The 15,487-nt window shown below is 71.1% G+C and carries 18 protein-coding genes; 11 read left to right on the top strand and 7 right to left on the bottom strand.

Features of this window, described 5'->3' with window-relative positions; genetic code table 11:
* Window positions 1-58: 58 nt before the first annotated feature.
* The 3 genes from ABFX55_RS20135 to ABFX55_RS20125 are packed head-to-tail and all read left to right on the top strand — an operon-like array spanning window position 59 to window position 2,362.
* Window positions 59-694 carry a DedA family protein gene (locus tag ABFX55_RS20135; RefSeq protein WP_346123171.1) on the top strand — a complete coding sequence of 212 codons (636 nt, stop codon included), beginning with the start codon at window positions 59-61 and terminating at the stop codon, window positions 692-694.
* Window positions 678-1,730: a sensor histidine kinase gene (locus ABFX55_RS20130; RefSeq protein ID WP_346123170.1), complete on the top strand. Its 1,053-nt coding sequence runs from the start codon at window positions 678-680 to the stop codon at window positions 1,728-1,730. Before ABFX55_RS20135 ends, ABFX55_RS20130 begins: the two co-directional genes overlap by 17 nt.
* Window positions 1,721-2,362, top strand: coding sequence for a response regulator (locus tag ABFX55_RS20125; RefSeq protein WP_346123168.1), 642 nt, complete (start codon window positions 1,721-1,723; stop codon window positions 2,360-2,362). The genes ABFX55_RS20130 and ABFX55_RS20125 overlap by 10 nt, the downstream gene beginning before the upstream one ends.
* A 74-nt stretch (window positions 2,363-2,436) precedes the next feature.
* Here ABFX55_RS20125 and ABFX55_RS20120 read toward each other — a convergent pair whose 3' ends face one another.
* On the bottom strand, window positions 2,437-2,640 hold the full coding sequence (locus ABFX55_RS20120; RefSeq protein WP_346123166.1) for a hypothetical protein: 204 nt from the start codon (window positions 2,638-2,640) through the stop codon (window positions 2,437-2,439).
* 189 nt (window positions 2,641-2,829) lie between these two features.
* The gene (locus ABFX55_RS20115) at window positions 2,830-3,696 is read right to left on the bottom strand and encodes a hypothetical protein (RefSeq protein WP_346123164.1); all 867 of its coding nucleotides are present in this window, start codon (window positions 3,694-3,696) and stop codon (window positions 2,830-2,832) included.
* Between the two features lie 359 nt (window positions 3,697-4,055).
* On the opposite strand from ABFX55_RS20115, the gene ABFX55_RS20110 reads away from it, so the two are divergent.
* Window positions 4,056-4,544: a MarR family winged helix-turn-helix transcriptional regulator gene (locus tag ABFX55_RS20110; protein ID WP_346123162.1), complete on the top strand. Its 489-nt coding sequence runs from the start codon at window positions 4,056-4,058 to the stop codon at window positions 4,542-4,544.
* Entirely contained in the window at window positions 4,541-5,830 is a 1,290-nt protein-coding gene (locus ABFX55_RS20105; protein WP_346123160.1) for an MFS transporter, read from the top strand. Before ABFX55_RS20110 ends, ABFX55_RS20105 begins: the two co-directional genes overlap by 4 nt.
* A gap of 156 nt (window positions 5,831-5,986) precedes the next feature.
* On the opposite strand, the gene ABFX55_RS20100 is transcribed toward ABFX55_RS20105, so the two are convergent.
* Window positions 5,987-6,139: a hypothetical protein gene (locus ABFX55_RS20100; RefSeq protein WP_346123159.1), complete on the bottom strand. Its 153-nt coding sequence runs from the start codon at window positions 6,137-6,139 to the stop codon at window positions 5,987-5,989.
* A 452-nt stretch (window positions 6,140-6,591) separates the two neighbouring features.
* Between ABFX55_RS20100 and ABFX55_RS20095 the strand changes: the two genes are divergently transcribed.
* Window positions 6,592-7,626, top strand: a complete 1,035-nt coding sequence (locus tag ABFX55_RS20095) for a winged helix DNA-binding domain-containing protein (protein WP_346123157.1) — start codon at window positions 6,592-6,594, stop codon at window positions 7,624-7,626.
* Here ABFX55_RS20095 and ABFX55_RS20090 read toward each other — a convergent pair.
* Window positions 7,613-8,707 carry an epoxide hydrolase family protein gene (locus ABFX55_RS20090; RefSeq protein WP_346123155.1) on the bottom strand — a complete coding sequence of 365 codons (1,095 nt, stop codon included), beginning with the start codon at window positions 8,705-8,707 and terminating at the stop codon, window positions 7,613-7,615. The genes ABFX55_RS20095 and ABFX55_RS20090 overlap by 14 nt on opposite strands.
* A 47-nt stretch (window positions 8,708-8,754) precedes the next feature.
* Between ABFX55_RS20090 and ABFX55_RS20085 the strand changes: the two genes are divergently transcribed.
* The 3 genes from ABFX55_RS20085 to ABFX55_RS20075 all read left to right on the top strand — a co-directional run bounded on the left by ABFX55_RS20085 (window position 8,755) and on the right by ABFX55_RS20075 (window position 10,452).
* The gene (locus ABFX55_RS20085; RefSeq protein WP_346123153.1) at window positions 8,755-9,711 is read left to right on the top strand and encodes a helix-turn-helix transcriptional regulator; all 957 of its coding nucleotides are present in this window, start codon (window positions 8,755-8,757) and stop codon (window positions 9,709-9,711) included.
* Window positions 9,712-9,716: 5 nt separating this feature from the next.
* A complete protein-coding gene (locus tag ABFX55_RS20080) occupies window positions 9,717-10,121 on the top strand; it encodes an SRPBCC family protein (protein WP_346123152.1) in 405 nt (134 codons plus the stop codon).
* Window positions 10,122-10,230: 109 nt separating this feature from the next.
* Window positions 10,231-10,452, top strand: coding sequence for a ferredoxin (locus tag ABFX55_RS20075; protein ID WP_346123151.1), 222 nt, complete (start codon window positions 10,231-10,233; stop codon window positions 10,450-10,452).
* A 53-nt stretch (window positions 10,453-10,505) separates the two neighbouring features.
* Here the strand turns inward: ABFX55_RS20075 and ABFX55_RS20070 are convergent, their stop codons facing one another.
* Entirely contained in the window at window positions 10,506-11,720 is a 1,215-nt protein-coding gene (locus tag ABFX55_RS20070) for an alpha/beta hydrolase family protein (protein WP_346123149.1), read from the bottom strand.
* Window positions 11,721-11,934: 214 nt separating this feature from the next.
* Between ABFX55_RS20070 and ABFX55_RS20065 the strand changes: the two genes are divergently transcribed.
* A complete protein-coding gene (locus ABFX55_RS20065) occupies window positions 11,935-13,290 on the top strand; it encodes a sensor histidine kinase (RefSeq protein ID WP_346123147.1) in 1,356 nt (451 codons plus the stop codon).
* Window positions 13,287-13,958, top strand: coding sequence for a response regulator (locus ABFX55_RS20060; protein ID WP_346123146.1), 672 nt, complete (start codon window positions 13,287-13,289; stop codon window positions 13,956-13,958). The genes ABFX55_RS20065 and ABFX55_RS20060 overlap by 4 nt, the downstream gene beginning before the upstream one ends.
* A 169-nt stretch (window positions 13,959-14,127) precedes the next feature.
* Here the strand turns inward: ABFX55_RS20060 and ABFX55_RS20055 are convergent, their stop codons facing one another.
* Together ABFX55_RS20055 and ABFX55_RS20050 are read right to left on the bottom strand one after the other, a co-directional pair.
* A complete protein-coding gene (locus tag ABFX55_RS20055) occupies window positions 14,128-14,424 on the bottom strand; it encodes a hypothetical protein (protein ID WP_346123144.1) in 297 nt (98 codons plus the stop codon).
* 138 nt (window positions 14,425-14,562) lie between these two features.
* On the bottom strand, window positions 14,563-15,420 hold the full coding sequence (locus ABFX55_RS20050; protein WP_346123142.1) for a hypothetical protein: 858 nt from the start codon (window positions 15,418-15,420) through the stop codon (window positions 14,563-14,565).
* Between the last annotated feature and the right edge of the window lie 67 nt (window positions 15,421-15,487).

Genomic DNA, 15,487 nt, shown 5'->3' with positions numbered 1-15,487 from the left:
CCAGAATTCGGCAGGTGACCGCATTCGCACATCGTGTGATCGCTCGTAGGCTCAGGGCATGACATCTAACGACGGGATCGCCGGGTGGGCCACCGGCCTGATGGAGACCCTGGGCGCGCCTGGCGCGGGGCTGGCCATCGCGCTCGAGAATCTCTTCCCGCCGCTACCGAGCGAAGTGATCCTCCCTCTGGCCGGATTCACCGCGGGCCAGGGCCGCATGGGGCTGGTCGAGGCCCTGGTGTGGACCACCGCGGGCTCGGTCGTCGGAGCGCTCGCCCTCTACCTGGTCGGGGCCCTGCTGGGCAGGGACAGGGTGGTGGCCATCGCGCGCCGGCTGCCGCTGATCAAGGTCTCCGACATCGAGAAGACCGAGGCCTTCTTCGCCAAGCACGGCGTGAAGACCGTGTTCTTCGGCCGGATGATCCCCATCTTCCGCAGCATGATCTCGATCCCCGCAGGGGTGGAGCGCATGCCGATCTGGGTGTTCCTTCTCTTCACCACGCTCGGCAGCGCGATCTGGAACACCATCTTTGTCATGGCGGGCTACTACCTCGGTGAGAACTGGCAGCTCGTCGAGGGCTACGTCGGCATCGGCACCAACGTGGTGATCGGCATCGTGGTGCTCGCGATCCTCGTCTTCGTCGGCGTACGGCTGACCGAGCGGCGCAAGGGCAGGCATGCGGGTCGTTCTTAGCGTCACCATGGGAGCGCTGAGCGCCCTGGCCGAACTCGTCGCGCTCCCTTTCCTGGCCCATCCCCGCCTGGCGGAGCACGCCTCGCGGGTGGCGCGGCTGGAGACCCGGCGGCTGGGCGTGCGGGTGGGCGACTTCTCCCGGGGCCAGGCGCTGCGCTATCTGGCGCTGCGGGTGCCCGTGGGCGTGATGGGCGGCCTGGTGGTCGCCCTCCTTGTCATCGGTGCGGTCACGGCGCTGCTCATCGCGTGGAGGTGGGCTCGCGGAGAGTCCTTCGACGGCATGTACATGACCCCTCCCATCCTGATCTACCTGACGGTTTCGGGCGTCGTGCTGCTGTTCATGGACCTGACCGGCATCGTGGGCGTGCAGGCGCTCGAGCGCCGCCTGGCCCTGCGCACGCTCGGCCCGCACTCCACCGAGGCGCTCGAACGCAGGATCGCCGAGCTCGCGGAGACCCGCGCGGGCGTGCTCGCCGCCGTCGACGCCGAACGCCGCCGCATCGAGCGCGACCTGCACGACGGGCTCCAGCAGCGCCTCGTGGCGCTGGCCATGGTGATCGGCAGAGCGAAACGAGGCCGCGTCGAGCTGCTCGACCAGGCGCACGAGGAGGCCCAGCAGGCCCTCGCCGAGCTGCGCGAGGTCGCGTGGCGGGCCTACCCGAGCGGCCTGGACAGCCTCGGCCTCGGCGAGGCGCTGGCCGCCGTCGCCGAGCGCTCCGCCGTACCGGTGAAGGTGAGCTGCGAGCTGCCGTCGCGGCCGCCGCGAGAGGTGGAGACGGCCGCGTACTTCCTGGTCTGCGAGTCGGTGACGAACGCGGCCAAGCACGCAGAGGCGGGCCTGATCACCGTGGAGGTCGCCGTCGATGGGACGATGGTCGTCGTGAGCGTGCGAGACGACGGCAGGGGCGGGGCCGACCCCTCGGGAGGCGGCCTGTCCGGCCTGGCCCGCAGGGTCGCCGCGCTCGACGGCGTGTTCGCGGTGTCGAGCCCCTCAGGGGGGCCGACCGTGGTGAGAGCGGAGCTGCCGTGCGGGTGATCCTTGCCGAAGACTCGACGCTGCTGCGCGAGGGCCTGGTCAGGCTGCTGGCCGAGGAGGGCCACGAGGTGCTCGCCGCCGTCGGCGACGGCACGGCGCTGGTCGAGGCGGTGGAGGCCGAGCGGCCCGACATCGTGGTGGTCGACGTGCGGATGCCGCCCACCCACACCGACGAGGGGCTGCGCGCCGCCCTGGAGATCAGGCGCCGCTGGCCACGCGTCAGGGTCCTGGTGCTGTCGCAGTACGTCGAGAAGAAATACGCCACCGAGCTGATGTCGGGCGACGTCGACGGCGTCGGCTACCTGCTGAAGGACAGAGTCGCGCAGGTCGGCGACTTCCTCGACGCGCTGGAGCGGGTGGGCGCGGGCGGGGCCGCCTTCGACCCCGAGGTCGTACGGCAGCTGCTGGCCCGCAGCCCGCAGGTGGATCCGCTGGCCAGACTCACGCCGCGTGAGCGCGAGGTGCTGGAGCACATGGCGCAGGGCTACACCAACGCCTCCGTCGCCGAGGCGCTGTTCATCTCGCAGAGCGCGGTCGAGAAGCACGTCAACTCGGTCTTCGACAAGCTGGGCCTGTCGCACACGACCGGCTACAGCCGTCGCGTCCTGGCCGTGCTGCGCTTCCTGTCCTAGTGAGCTGGTCGGGAGATTCTTGAGCAGTAACGGTGCACCACCGGCGCCTTGTGGGGTGGAGAGGGTGTCACGGATCACGTGAAGTGCCAGGCCGCGGCGTGGTCGTGGTCGGTGGCGGGGTCCGCTACGAGGGCCGCCGCCTGCTGCCGGATGTGGACGAGTCGGTCGAGAGCGTGGCGGGCGCGATCACGCCGCGGTTTCGGCGGCGTAAGGCCCACCACGGTCGCGATGCTGTTCCGCAACGCCATCACGGCGGCGGAACGTGCGGTGGCGGGCATCGGTCATGGGTGCGGTCTTCGCCTTCGCCGCCGGCACGAGTGATGTGACCACAGCCGCGTCAGCGGAGGTGGCCCGAGGAACTCACTGGGCCTTCGCCGTCGCGGCCCTCCTCGTGACCTTCGGTCTGGCCGTGGTCCTGGGGCTTCGGCTGCGTACGCGCGAGACGACCGCAGTCGTGCGGCGGATCTTCAGGCATGCCAGAGGGTCGACAGCACCACGTGCAAGGCGGTGGCGCCCAGGACGCTGATCACAGCGTCGCGGGTCTTCAGGTGCAGCCCGATCGCGGCCGCCAGGGCCAGGGCGGACAGCAGGGGAGCGGGCAGGTCCCGCACGCCGTTCCTGGAGGAGCCCGGGACTAGCCCGCCGGGGTCGAGGGGCTCGTCTGCCTCCCGAAGCGACGGCGAGAGGGGGAGTCCCCCGTAAGACTTCGCTGCCCTGCGACGCCCGTGAGACCGCACCCTGATGGCGGGGCTACCACGTGATTCGCCGGGCGGTTTCGTCAACGCGATGGCCCCGAGGAGGGTTTCGTGGGTGCGGACCTCGGCGACCGTGTGCCCGGAGGGAAGCCGCGGAAGGGCTTCCCCGACGAGGTCCAGTGGCGTGGCGGGTTCGGCGGTCGGCGGATGCGAGGCGGCCGGCTCCAGCCGTCCGCCGACCCGCACCCAGACGTCCGCCCGCAGCGCTCCGGTGGCGTCGGCGAGCGCCCTGGCGAGCGATGGCAGGAACTCCTCGATGGACGACGTCGTGGCCAGATGCTCGGACAGGCGTGACAGAGTCTCGTACGGCGTGGCCCTGGCCCCGTGGACGAGGCGGTCGGCCAGTCGTTGTGCCCGGGTGCGCACCCCACTGAACCCCAGTGCAGCGATGGCCGTGGCGATGAGCGGAAGGAACATCCCGCCGCCGGTGCGTGCGCCGACGGCCGAGCCCACTCCGACGACGACGGCGAGGTAGACCGCCGTGATGAACCCTGCGAGCACGGTGTGGCTGAACGTCCGGTGGATGACGGCGTCGATGTCGTAAAGGCGATACTTGAAGATGGCGATCCCTATCGCCACCGGGATGCCGGCCGCTAGGACCAGCAGGACCGCTGCTCGCCTGGCTGGCGCGCGAGCAACTCACGGCCGGAGCGCGATGCCCGACTGCGGGGCACACTGCTGGCAGAGATCCTCGAACACGGTGGCGCCGGCGGGATCGGTGACGGCCCGCCGCTGATCCTCGCCGGCGTCTCCGGGGACTGGGTGTCCATTCTCAGCAGAAGTGAGCGAGCCCTGCTGGAGGTGGCCAGCGACCTGACCGATTCCCAGCCGAACTGACCGACCCGCCCCCTCGGCGCGAAGCGGAGGCCAGCCCCTCGGCCAGGCGGGGCAACCGAGCGTGGCCTCCTCAATTATCGCAGCACTGTTATATTAGCGCTGTGACATCTTCCGATCCCACGGCGCTACCCGATCCCTGGCACTCCCTGCACGAGCTGCTGGCCGCCATGGACGCCGAGATCGAGCAGGTCTACGTCGAGCGTGGCATCGAGGGGGTGCGGCCTCGGTTCGCCTATCCGCTGATCCGGCTCGCCCACACCGGACCACTGACCATCCGCGAGCTTGCGAAATCCCTGGACCGCTCGCACTCCGCGATCAGCCAGACCGTCGCCGCCATGCGCAAGGAGAATCTGGTCACCTCCGAGCCGGGGTCCGACGCCCGCACCCGGCGGATCGACCTGACCGAGCGCGGCCGGTCGCTGGTGCCGTTCCTGGAGGCGGAGTGGCGCGCTACCCACGAGACGGTCGCCGAACTGGACAGCGAGGTCCCGTATGCGATGACCACCGTCGTCAAGGAGCTGCGGCGGGCACTGGAACACCGGTCGATGCGGCAGCGGATCCTCCACCACCTCGTCGAGCCACCGCGATGAGGGGGCGTGTCCGGTTCCTCGACACCCGCCCACTGCGTGGCAGTCAGCCGTTCCGCGATCTGTGGATCGGCACCTCGGCCTCTCAACTCGGCGGACAGATAGCCAACGTGGCGGTGCTGGCCCAGGTCTGGGACCTGACCGGCAGCCCGGTGGGCACCGGCGCCATCGGGCTCGCCACCGGCCTGCCGATGGTGCTGTTCGGGCTGCTCGGCGGTACGTTGGCCGATACTGTTGACCGTCGTACGGTGGTACGGGCCACCACCGTAGGCCAACTGCTGGCCGCCGCAGGGCTGTGCGCCCAGGCTCTGGCGGGCAACCGAAACGTGCTGCTGCTGCTCGCCCTGGTCGCCATGGGGACGGCCTGCGGCGCTCTCGGAGCTCCTGCCCGGCGCACCTTCCCGGTCCGGCTGTTGCCGGGCGACCAGGTCGCGGCCGGTCTCGCGCTGACCAACGTCTCCTTCCAGGCGGCGATGCTGGCCGGGCCCGCGATGGCCGGCCTAATCATCGCCCACTGGGACTTCTCTGCCGCATACGCAGCCCAGGCCGTGGCCATGGCAGTCTCGATGCTCGCGATGATCCGCCTCCCTGCCATGAGGCCCGAAGGCGCCGACGCAGCAGGCGGCAGGCGCCGGCCGGAGCGTGGCGGTTGGCGGATCGTCCTGCGCCGCCCAACGCTGTGGGGCTCGATGGCCACCGACCTGTCCGCGACGCTGCTCGCCATGCCGATCTCGCTCTTCCCGCTGGTCAACGAGATCCGCTTCGAGGGCAACCCGCAGACCCTCGGCCTGTTCCTCTCGGCCGTTGCGGTCGGGGGGATCACGGCCGGTTTGCTCTCCGGCACGGTGACGGGCTGGCGCCGTGGCGGCCTGGTGCAGCTGTCCGCAGCCGGTGTGTGGGGTCTGGCGCTGGCCTGTTTCGGTCTGGCCGGGTCACTGTGGCTGGCGCTCGGCTGCCTGGCCGTGGCAGGCGCTGCCGACACCGTGTCGGTAGTCACCCGCAGTGCCCTGGTGCAATTGGAGACCCCGGACGCGTACCGGGGGCGGGTCTCCTCCGTGGAACACGTCATCGGCGTCGCGGGCCCCGAACTCGGCAACTTCCGTGGTGGCCTCTTGGCGTCGGCCACCTCCGCCTCCTTCTCCCTGGTCGCCGGCGGGCTGTCCGCCATCCTGGCGATCGCCGCCGTGGCCGCGACCAACGCCCCCCTTCGCGCCTACCGCACGCCGTCTGCTGCCGTGAAGCCGACCGCCCCTGGGGTCGCCGACGCGGCGGCGACCGCTGGCCAGTGAGCGGTCGGGAGATTCTTGAGCAGTACTGGCGGATGCGGTCGATGACCTGATCTGCGGTCTTGGCCCAGACGAACGGGCGGGCGTTGTCGTTGGCCTAACCCTGCGCGGTGGAGCGCCGGCTGACCCATCCTTGCAACATCCGCCGCTCGTCGGGGGTTAACACCAGCGGCTCGACGCCAGCTCGTAGCGGGCGAGGAGGGCCATCGCGTCGTTGCGCTCCAGCGCGTGGTCGCCCATCACAGTGTCGGCGATCGCCCTGCCGTGCAAGTCGGGCCGGACATGAGTCTGGGCGAACAGGCCGGGCCGCACTCTGACGCCGAGGACGGCCTCGCCGGTGTGCGCGACGGGATGGCCGGCCTCCTCGAACCTGGCCGGCCGCGTCAGGGCCGCCTGGTATCCGCCGGCCCGCGCGTCGTTGTGGGCGGCCCTCCGGCGTAGCGTGTGCGCGATGCCGCGCAGCCTGGCGTGCTCGTCCTCCCATCGGCGGCGCAGCTCGTGCAGCCGCTCGTGACGCTCGGCCCTGGCCGCCGCGTATCCGGCGAACCCAAGGCGGAGCAGGGTGGTCTTGCCCGCGCCGTTCGGGCCGACGAGGGGGCCTCGGCGCCGTCGCCGACCATGAAGGAGACCTCGTTCAGCAGCAGCCTTCCGTCCGGACCATCGATCCGACTGGGACCTCGCCTTCGAGCACGGCCTGGCCTATCTGCTGGACGGCATGGCCGCCGCCATCAGGAATGTCGGCGACCCTGTCTAGGGTGGACCCCGTGATCAGCCAGCGTGCCCTCAACCGCGCCACTCTCGCCAGGCAGCTGCTCCTGCGCCGCCACGCCATGAGCCCCTTGCGGGCGATCGAGCATCTGGTCGGGCTGCAGGCCCAGGCGCCCTTCGCGCCCTACTTCGGCCTGTGGTCACGCCTGGAGAGCTTCGAGCCGAAAGAGCTGGCCGACCTGCTGCTCGGCCGCGAGGTGGTGCGCATCACGCTCATGCGCGGCACCGTCCACCTGGTCAGCGCCGCCGACTGCCTGGCCATCAGACCGCTCATCCAGCCGATGCTCACCCGTGCGCTGACGGCCAGGAGGCTCGAGGGGCTCGACCACGAGGCCGTGGTGGCCGAGGGCAGGGCGCTGCTCACCGAGCGTCCGCTGTCGGTCAAGGCCATGACGCCGCTGCTGGCCGAGCGCTTCCCCGACGCCGATTCCGCCGCGCCGCCGGTGATCCTGCGCTGGCTGCTGCCGATGGTCCAGGTGCCACCGCGCGCGGTCTGGGGCAAGGCGGGCGATGCCGTCCTCACCCCCGTGGAGGCCTGGCTGGGCCGCGACCTCGACCCCTCGCCCGACCCTCAGGCGCTGCTGGCCCGCTACCTCGCCGCCTTCGGTCCCGCCACGATCGCCGACATGCAGGCCTGGTCCGGACTGACCGGCCTGCGCGCGGCCGTCGCCCGCATGGACCTGGCCGATCTCGGCGGTGGCCTGCTCGACCTGCCCGACGCGCCCCGCCCCGACGAGGACACCCCCGCTCCCGTACGGCTGGTCGCCCCGTTCGACAACCTCGTGCTCAGCCACGCCGACCGCACCAGGGTCATCTCCGACGAGCACCGCAAGCGCGTCATCACCATCAACGGTCAGGTCCTCGGCACCGTCCTGGTCGACGGCTACGTGCGCGGCATCTGGAAGCGCACCGCCGCCACGGTGACGGTCACGCTGTTCGGCCCAGGCCCGCGCGAGGAGATCGAGGCCGAGGCCCTCGCCCTTCTCGCCTTCGCCGAGCCCGGCAGGAAGCCGGTCGTCAGATTCGACTGAAGAAGGCCCTGATGTCGGCGGCCAGCAGGTCGGGCTCCTCCATCGCGGCGAAGTGGCCGCCCCTGTCGAACTCGCTCCAGTGCACGATGTTGTTGGTCGCCTCGGCCAGCGCCCGCACGGGCTTGCCGCCCTCCGCGGGGAAGACCGCGACGCCCGTGGGCGCCTCCAGCCGCCGCGGCGGAGCCCAGCTCCTGCCGAACTCGTAGTAGAGCTGCGCCGACGATCCGGCCGTGCCGGTCAGCCAGTAGATCATCACGTTGGTGAGCATGAGGTCGCGGTCGACCGCCTCCTCCGGCACGTCCTTGGAGTCGGTCCACTCCTTGAACTTCTCCACGATCCAGGCGAGCTGGCCGACGGGGGAGTCGTGCAGGCCGTAGGCGAGTGTCTGCGGCCTGGTGGCCTGGATCCTCATGTAGCCGGCCGTGTCCTCCCACGTGTCGTACACGGCCAGGCGCCGCCTGTCCTCCTCGTTCAGCTCGGGCAGGTCGCCGGTGGGGAAGGTGAGCAGGAAGTTCAGGTGCACGCCGATCACCCTGTCGGGCTCGGCGATGCCCAGCTCGCGCGAGATGCCCGAGCCCCAGTCGCCGCCCTGCGCGCCGTACCGCTCGTAGCCGAGACCGCTCATCAGCCGCGCCCACGCCCGCGCCACCCTGGCCAGGTCCCAGCCGGGCTCGGCGGTGGGCCCCGAGAAGCCGTAGCCGGGGATCGAGGGGATGACCAGGTGGAAGTCGCGCGACAGCGGCTCGACGAGGTCGAGGAACTCCACGATCGAGCCCGGCCATCCGTGCGTGAGAATCAGCGGCGTGGCGTCCTCGCGCGGCGAGCGGACGTGGACGAAGTGCACGTTCGCGCCGTCGATCTCTGTGGTGAACTGCGGTAACGAGTTGAGCCGTGCCTCCTGCGCCCGCCAGTCGTAGGTTTCGAGCCAGTAGGTCACCAGCTCCCTGAGGTAGCTCGCCGGCACGCCGCGGCTCCAGCCCTGGCCGGGGATCTCCGAGGGCCAGCGGGTACGGCTCAGTCGCTCGCGCAGGTCGTCGAGGTCGGCCTGGGGGACATCGATGCGGAACTCCTTGATCTCCATACCTCGACGGTAGGACGAATAGAGGACAGCTACCGCCCTTAATATGCATGTTCATGACCTCGGCCCGGCTGCTTCGCCTGCTGTCGCTCTTCCAGTCCCGCCGCGACTGGACCGGTACCGAGCTCGCCGAACGCCTGGAGATCGACGTCCGCACGCTGAGGCGCGACGTGGAGCGGCTGCGCGAGCTCGGCTACCCGGTCCACGCGGCCAGGGGAGTGGCGGGCGGCTACCGCCTGGGCGCCGGCGCCGCGCTGCCGCCCCTGCTGCTGGACGACGAGGAGGCGGTCGCCGTCGCCGTCGGGCTGCGCACCGCCGCCTCGGGCACGGTGGCGGGCATCGAGGAGAGCTCGGTCCGCGCGCTGGCCAAGCTCGAGCAGGTGCTGCCCTCCCGGCTGCGCCCGCGCGTCACCGCCCTGCAGGACGCGACGGTCACGATGGCGGGCGGCACCCCCCTGGTCGACCACGCCACCCTGACCGCGCTCGCCGCCGCCTGCCGCGACCGGCAGCGCCTTCGATTCGAGTACCTGAGCTTCCGCGGCGAGCCGGCCCGCCGGCACGTCGAGCCGCTGCGCCTGGCCCACCTCGGCCGCCGCTGGTACCTGCTGGCCTGGGACGTCGACAGGGCCGACTGGCGCACCTTCCGCGTCGACCGCGTCGGCACCCCTTCTCTGGGCGCCCGCTTCAGTCCGCGCGAGCCGCCCGCCGACGACCTGGCCGCCTACATCTCCCGCAGGGTCGCCTCCTCCGTCTACCGCTACCGCGCGCGGGTCACCGTGCACGCCCCGATCTCGCTCGTACGGCCGCGCGTGAGCCCCACGGCGGGCGTCCTCACGCCCATCGACGACACCTCCTGCCTGCTGGAGGTGGGGGCCGACTCGCTGGAGGGCATCGCCTTCCTGGTCGGCATGCTCGGCGTGGAGTTCGAGGTGCACGAGCCGCCGGAGCTGCCCTCGGCGCTGGCCGATCTGGCGGGAAGGCTGCTCAGGGGGGCGGGCGTAGGCTAGGGATCATGCCGACCCGCCTGGCCGTCGCCGTGGAGACCGACCTTCCTCCGGCGCGGCTGTTCGAGGTGCTGACCGACTGGCCGCGCCATCCCGAGTGGATGTTCCTCACCACGGCCCGCGTCGTCGCGGGCGACGGGCGTGGGGTGGGCAGCGAGCTGGCCGCCTTCACGGGGGTCGGCAGGCTGGGCTTCCTCGACACGATGACCGTCACCCGGTGGGAGCCCCCGACGGTGGTCGCGGTCGCCCACACCGGACGGCTGGTGCGTGGCGTCGGCATCTTCAGGATCGGTGGCGGACGGCTCATCTGGGCCGAGGAACTGTCGCTGCCGCTCGGATCCCTGGTACGGCCGGCGGCCAAGCTCTTCATGCGCTGGACGCTGCGCAGGCTGGTGCGCGCCGCAGGCGGCTGAGGCCTGAACGCTGCGGCTGGCCGTACCCTCAGCAGAGGTGCCGCTGCGCACCGATTCCGACATCTACGGCGTGCACCGGCTCCCGGTCGCACGGGACAAGGAGTAGCCGATGGAACTCGAAGCGGATCGCGAGCGCTGCATCGGGGCGGGGATGTGCGCGCTGACCGCCCCCGAGGTGTTCGACCAGGACCTCGACGACGGCAGAGTGCTGCTGCTGGATTCGTCACCGCCACCCCTGCACCAGGCGAAGGCGCGCCGGGCGGTCGACGTGTGCCCGTCGGGAGCGATCACTCTTGTCTCTCGCGCCGGCTCGCCCGCAGACCCTTCATGACCGACGCCGGGAAGCATCGCATGACCGGCGACCCTGCCCGGACACGTCAGGTCCTACACGCAGGTCTTCCTCGCCGGTGAGCAGTGCTTCACCTCGGGATGGCGCTTCGACGGCTTGTCCAGCAGGGGCTGCGCCTTCTTGCGCAGGTGCAGGTCGAAGAAGGCCCCGGCGTACAGTCGGGTGATCTCCAGCGCGCGGGCCCCTGACAGCCGGGCGCCGTGTTCGATGCCGAGCTGGTCGGCCAGCACCGGGATGTCGGTGAAGGAGGCGTGCTGCGCCTCCGCCACCACGAGCCAGCGCTTCCACCCGGTCAGGTTCTTCCAGTCACGCGCCCACGAGGGGTCCTTGCCCGCGGGGCTGTGCACCGCCTGCGAACCCAGGAACAGGAACGGCCGCGACAGCCCGCCCGCCGGCAGCGCGGCGAACGTGGAGCCGTCCATGTCGACAGCGGCCCGCACCCGGGAGTCCTTCGCCATCGCTCCCAGGGCGCTCGCGCCTCCTACCGACTGGCCGGCCATCGCGATCCTGGAAGGGTCGATCAGAGCCGAGCCCTTCCACCTCGGGCGTGACCCCGTCAGCTCGTCGAGCACGAAGGAGACGTCGGCGGCCCGGACGCCGACCACCTTCACGCCGAAGTCCTTGTCCTTGCCGACCGCGCACGCGGCGCACATGGTCATCCGACCCCCGGGGAAGGTGGCGAAGCTCTCGTAGGTGTGATCGATTCCGGCGACCACATAGCCTCGGCTGGCCAGGTCCTCCGCCAGCGCTGTGAGTGTGCTGCGGGGCTGGGTGAAGCCGGGGGAGAGCACCACCAGGGGCAGCCCGCGCCTGCGCCCAGCCGGTTCGACGTCGGTGAAGGCGTTGGTCCGCGTCCTGCTGAGCACGTCGTACGGCACGCTGGTGATCCGCCCGCCCTTCAGGAAGACCTCGGACTCCTTGGGCGTCATGTACTGCGCCCGCCGCTTTCCCCGCGACTTCGCCGGGTACCACAGGGAGACCATGAGCTCCCTCGCCTTCACGGTGGGCACCCAGGGATCGCGGCGAGAGCCGTCCTTCAGATGCAGGGACGTGGCGCCGACCGGATGAGAGCCGCTCGGCTCCGGCAGCGACGGCGCGGCGCGCGCGGTTGAAGCTGCCGCCGAAACTTCTCTGGAAGAGGAGGCGGAGGCGCAGGAGGCGGACGCCACGACCGCGAGCACCGCGGCGAGGCCACCCCGGACGAGCGGATGTCGCCGCGTGGCCGCTGCAGGCACTGTCGTATAACCCATGATGTCCGTTCTTCCGGTCGGAACGCCCGAGAACTGCTGGCGGGGACGACGCTAGGGCCGGCCGGTGGCCGGGCGCGTCGGCCGTCGCGCCGATTTCGGATACCTCACGGGAAGGACCCGGCCCCGAGGTCATCCCTGCGATGTACTCCTCAGGGACGCCGTCTGGTCACATAGGCGGATGTGGCCCGAAGCGGGCGGGCGCGACAATATGGCCGTGGAAGTGGACGAACGACGGCTGTGGCGGCAGTACGTGCTCGACGTGCTGCGCCCGGAGAAGCCCGCCATACCGTCTCGCCGGGCGCTCGTCGCCGACGTGGTGCTCGCGCTCGTCCTGACCATCGTCGCGGTGGTCGCGGTGGCGAGGTCGCCCGTCGGCGACCAACTCCTCGGCAAGCTTCCGAGCCACCTGATCGAACCCCTGCAGCTGCGGCCCTCTCAGGCCGCAGCCATCCCTCGGCCGCCTGAAACCCCTCGGCCGCCCGGCCCGGTCCGGCCCTCTCCACCCGAGCGAGCGGATGATGGGCTCGGCGACCTGTCGCTGTTCCTGGTGGCGCTGACGGCGCTGCCGTTGGCGGTCAGGCGTCGCCATCCGCTCGCCACCTTCTGGGCGGTGGTGTCAGCGGCTCTGCTCGTGGCTCATGCGGCGACCTGGATCACCGTGCTGACCTGCGCCGTCGCCGCCTACGGCGCCGTCGCCCACAGCCGCACCAGGGTCCCTGCCGTGGTCAGCCTGGTGCTGGCGGCCGTACTGGCCGGTGTCGCCTTCAGAGACGTCGCCCCCGGGCTGCCGACGTGGCTCGGGCCCTTCGTCGTGCTGCTCAGCGCCGGGGTCTGCGCGAGCTTCGTCCGGTTCTGGCGGCAACAGCTCAGAGTCAGCAGGCATCGGCTCACCGAGCTACAGCGCTCCCAGGGGGAGGCCACGCGCAGGGCGGTGGAGCTGGAGCGCGCCAGAATCGCCGGCGAGCTGCACGATGTGGTGACCCACAATGTGAGCGTGATGCTGATCCAGGCCGGCGCGGCCCGCAGGGTGATGGACGCGGAGCCTGAGCAGTCGAAGCAGGCCCTGCTCGAGGTCGAGGCCGGCGGCAGGGCCGCCATGGCCGAACTGCGCCACGTGATGGGCCTGCTCGCAGGGCCGGAGAGCGGGCGTCCCGACGGCCATGGCGACGGGCTCGAACCCCAGCCCGGGCTCCAGCAGCTCGATGCCCTCCTCGAACGGGTGCGCGCCGCGGGGGTGCCCGTGAGCGTCGCGCTGTCGCCCCCGCCCTGCTCGCTGCCTCCGGGCGTCGACCTGGCGGCCTACCGCGTCGTGCAGGAGGCCCTGACCAACACGATCAAGCACGCGGCAGGTGCGGCGGCCTCCGTCGAGATCGGCCACGACGGCCACTGGATGAAGATCGAGGTCACCGACACCGGCGGAGCGCCCGCGGAGCACTCGGGGACCGGCCACGGCCGGGGGCTGATCGGGCTGCGCGAGCGGCTGGCCGTCTACGGAGGAACGCTCGACGCGGGACGGAGAGCGGGCGGCGGCTACCGGCTCGTGGCCAGGCTGCCGTGGACGGGCGCGTGAGCGGGCCCGTGCGTGTGGTCATCGCCGACGACCAGGCGCTGGTGCGCACCGGCTTCCGGATGATCCTCGCCGCCGACGGCATCGAGGTGGTGGCAGAGGCGGCCGACGGAGAGGAGGCGGTCGCCGCCGTCCGGCGCGCCAGGCCCGACGTCGTGCTCATGGACATCAGGATGCCGCGGACGGACGGACTCGAAGCCACCCGGCAGATCGTCAGTGGCGGCGCGGAGGAGACCCGCGTCCTCATCCTGACCACCTACGACCTCGACCACTACGTCTACGCCGCGCTCACCGCGGGTGCCAGCGGCTTCCTGCTCAAGGATGTCACCCCAGAGCACCTGGTGGCCGCCGTACGGCTGGTGCGCTCGGGTGACGCCCTGCTCGCGCCGACCATCACCCGTCGCCTGATCGAGCGCTTCGCCCCTCGCGAGGAGGAGAAGAGCGCCCCGCACCGCGACCTGGCGGAGCTGACGCCACGGGAGCTGGAGGTGCTGAGCCTGCTCGCCACGGGCCTGAGCAACGGCGAGCTCGCTGACCGGCTGACTCTCAGCCCGACGACGGTGAAGACCCATGTCGCGCGCATCCTGTCCAAACTCGGCCTCCGCGACCGCGTGCAGGCCGTCGTGCTGGCCTACGAGACCGGACTGGTCTCCCCTCGGGGCGCGAGGTGACTGACGCCGGTCTCGCCTTGCCGACGCGATCGGCCTGTGCCGGATTCGACCACGCGCTTCGGGTCCTCCGCGTCGTCGCTTGACGCCAAGGCTTCGGCCGGCGGCTCAGCCGGGCGACGAAAGCGCGCCGCGTCCCCCGAAAAGGACGTGGCGCGCCCCGAAGGACAGCTCAGAAGAGACGGTGACAGCCGGATGCGGTGATGCGGGAAGGCGCGTCGGCCTGACCTGACCTGCAGACGATGATGCGGGTCAGCTGGAAGGGCGACCAGACGGCGAACGGCCCCTTGACCGCGCCGCGCGCGGGGGCGCCGTCGTTCTCGTGGCAGTAGGTGCCCTCCAGCGTGCCGTCCTCCGCCAGGTTCACGACCATGCAGACGTAGGCAGGGGTCGAGCCTGCGTGGGCAGGTGAGGCCAGGCCGACCAGGGCGAAGAGAGCGAAGCTCAGCGTGGCAACGGTGATCTTCATCGAAGGTTCCTTCTCGAGAGAGTGATCAAGCGCTACAGCCGTAGGGCGCCAAGTCGCACAATAGTGTTCGTTCGATCACTCTGTGTAGCCGCCACGAGGAGTGCGGGGCAGATCATGGGCCAGGCGCTACGTGGTGCATCACTTGTAGGGCAGGAACCAGCGGTTGTTCAAAGGGATCTCAGTGGCCGGCTTGCGGAACTCCTGATCGTCCGCGTCGTGGGCGAGGTGGGCCAGACCCCGCGTCAGGGCGGCGCGGGCGCCGGGACCCAGGTAGGCGGCCCAGCTCGGCCGCGTCTCCCCGCGCAGCCAGCAGTAGCGGGCCAGCGCGTAGCCGAACTCCTGCTGGGTGAGGTAGCCGAGGCGCCGGCTGCTCAGGTCGCTGGACGCGCCGTTGAGCAGCTCGTCGCTCAGGTAGCCCCTGGGCATGATCTGCCAGCCGCGCGCGGCCCGCGCGAACCTCATCGCGGCGTTCGCGGTGAAGACGCCGAACCCGAGATAGACCGTGAGCAGGTCGGTCAGGCGCTCCTGGTCCTCCCGCTCCCACGAGACGCGCCCCTCCCCGAGGAGGCGCACATGGCAGAGTTCGTGCGCCACGACGGCCGTCAGGACGGTGCGATCGGCAAGCTGTCGCCGATCGATCCCGATGACGTGATGGCCGTCTTCTGTGTCGTAATGCCCCACCGTCGTCCCTTCTGATGCGTGCTCCTTGGCGGTGAAGAGCCTCACTCTGATGTCGGACGCCTCGACGGCCATCAGCCTGCGCGCCTTGCTCACCAGGGCGTTGAGCGCCTCCTCGCCCCCCGGTCGCACGGAGAGGAAGTGGAAGAACTCCGGAGTCGGCAGGGCGACGTCGCGAAGGACGATGTCCTTGCCGAACTGGCGCACGAACCAGGCCATCGAGGAGTCGATCCATCTGCGTTCGGCCGGGCCGGCCAGCCCGTGCTCGTCCGCCGACGACAGCCAGGGGGGAGGTTCGTCCTCTCGCCTGAATGCCACTGCTCGCCTCCTCAGCACAGCGACGATCACTACGGGAACTCGTGAGCGGCCGGCCGGGTTCCCGGCC

Source organism: Nonomuraea roseola (assembly GCF_039535395.1).
GTDB lineage: Bacteria > Actinomycetota > Actinomycetes > Streptosporangiales > Streptosporangiaceae > Nonomuraea > Nonomuraea roseola.
This window is presented reverse-complemented; position numbering and strand designations above follow the sequence as displayed.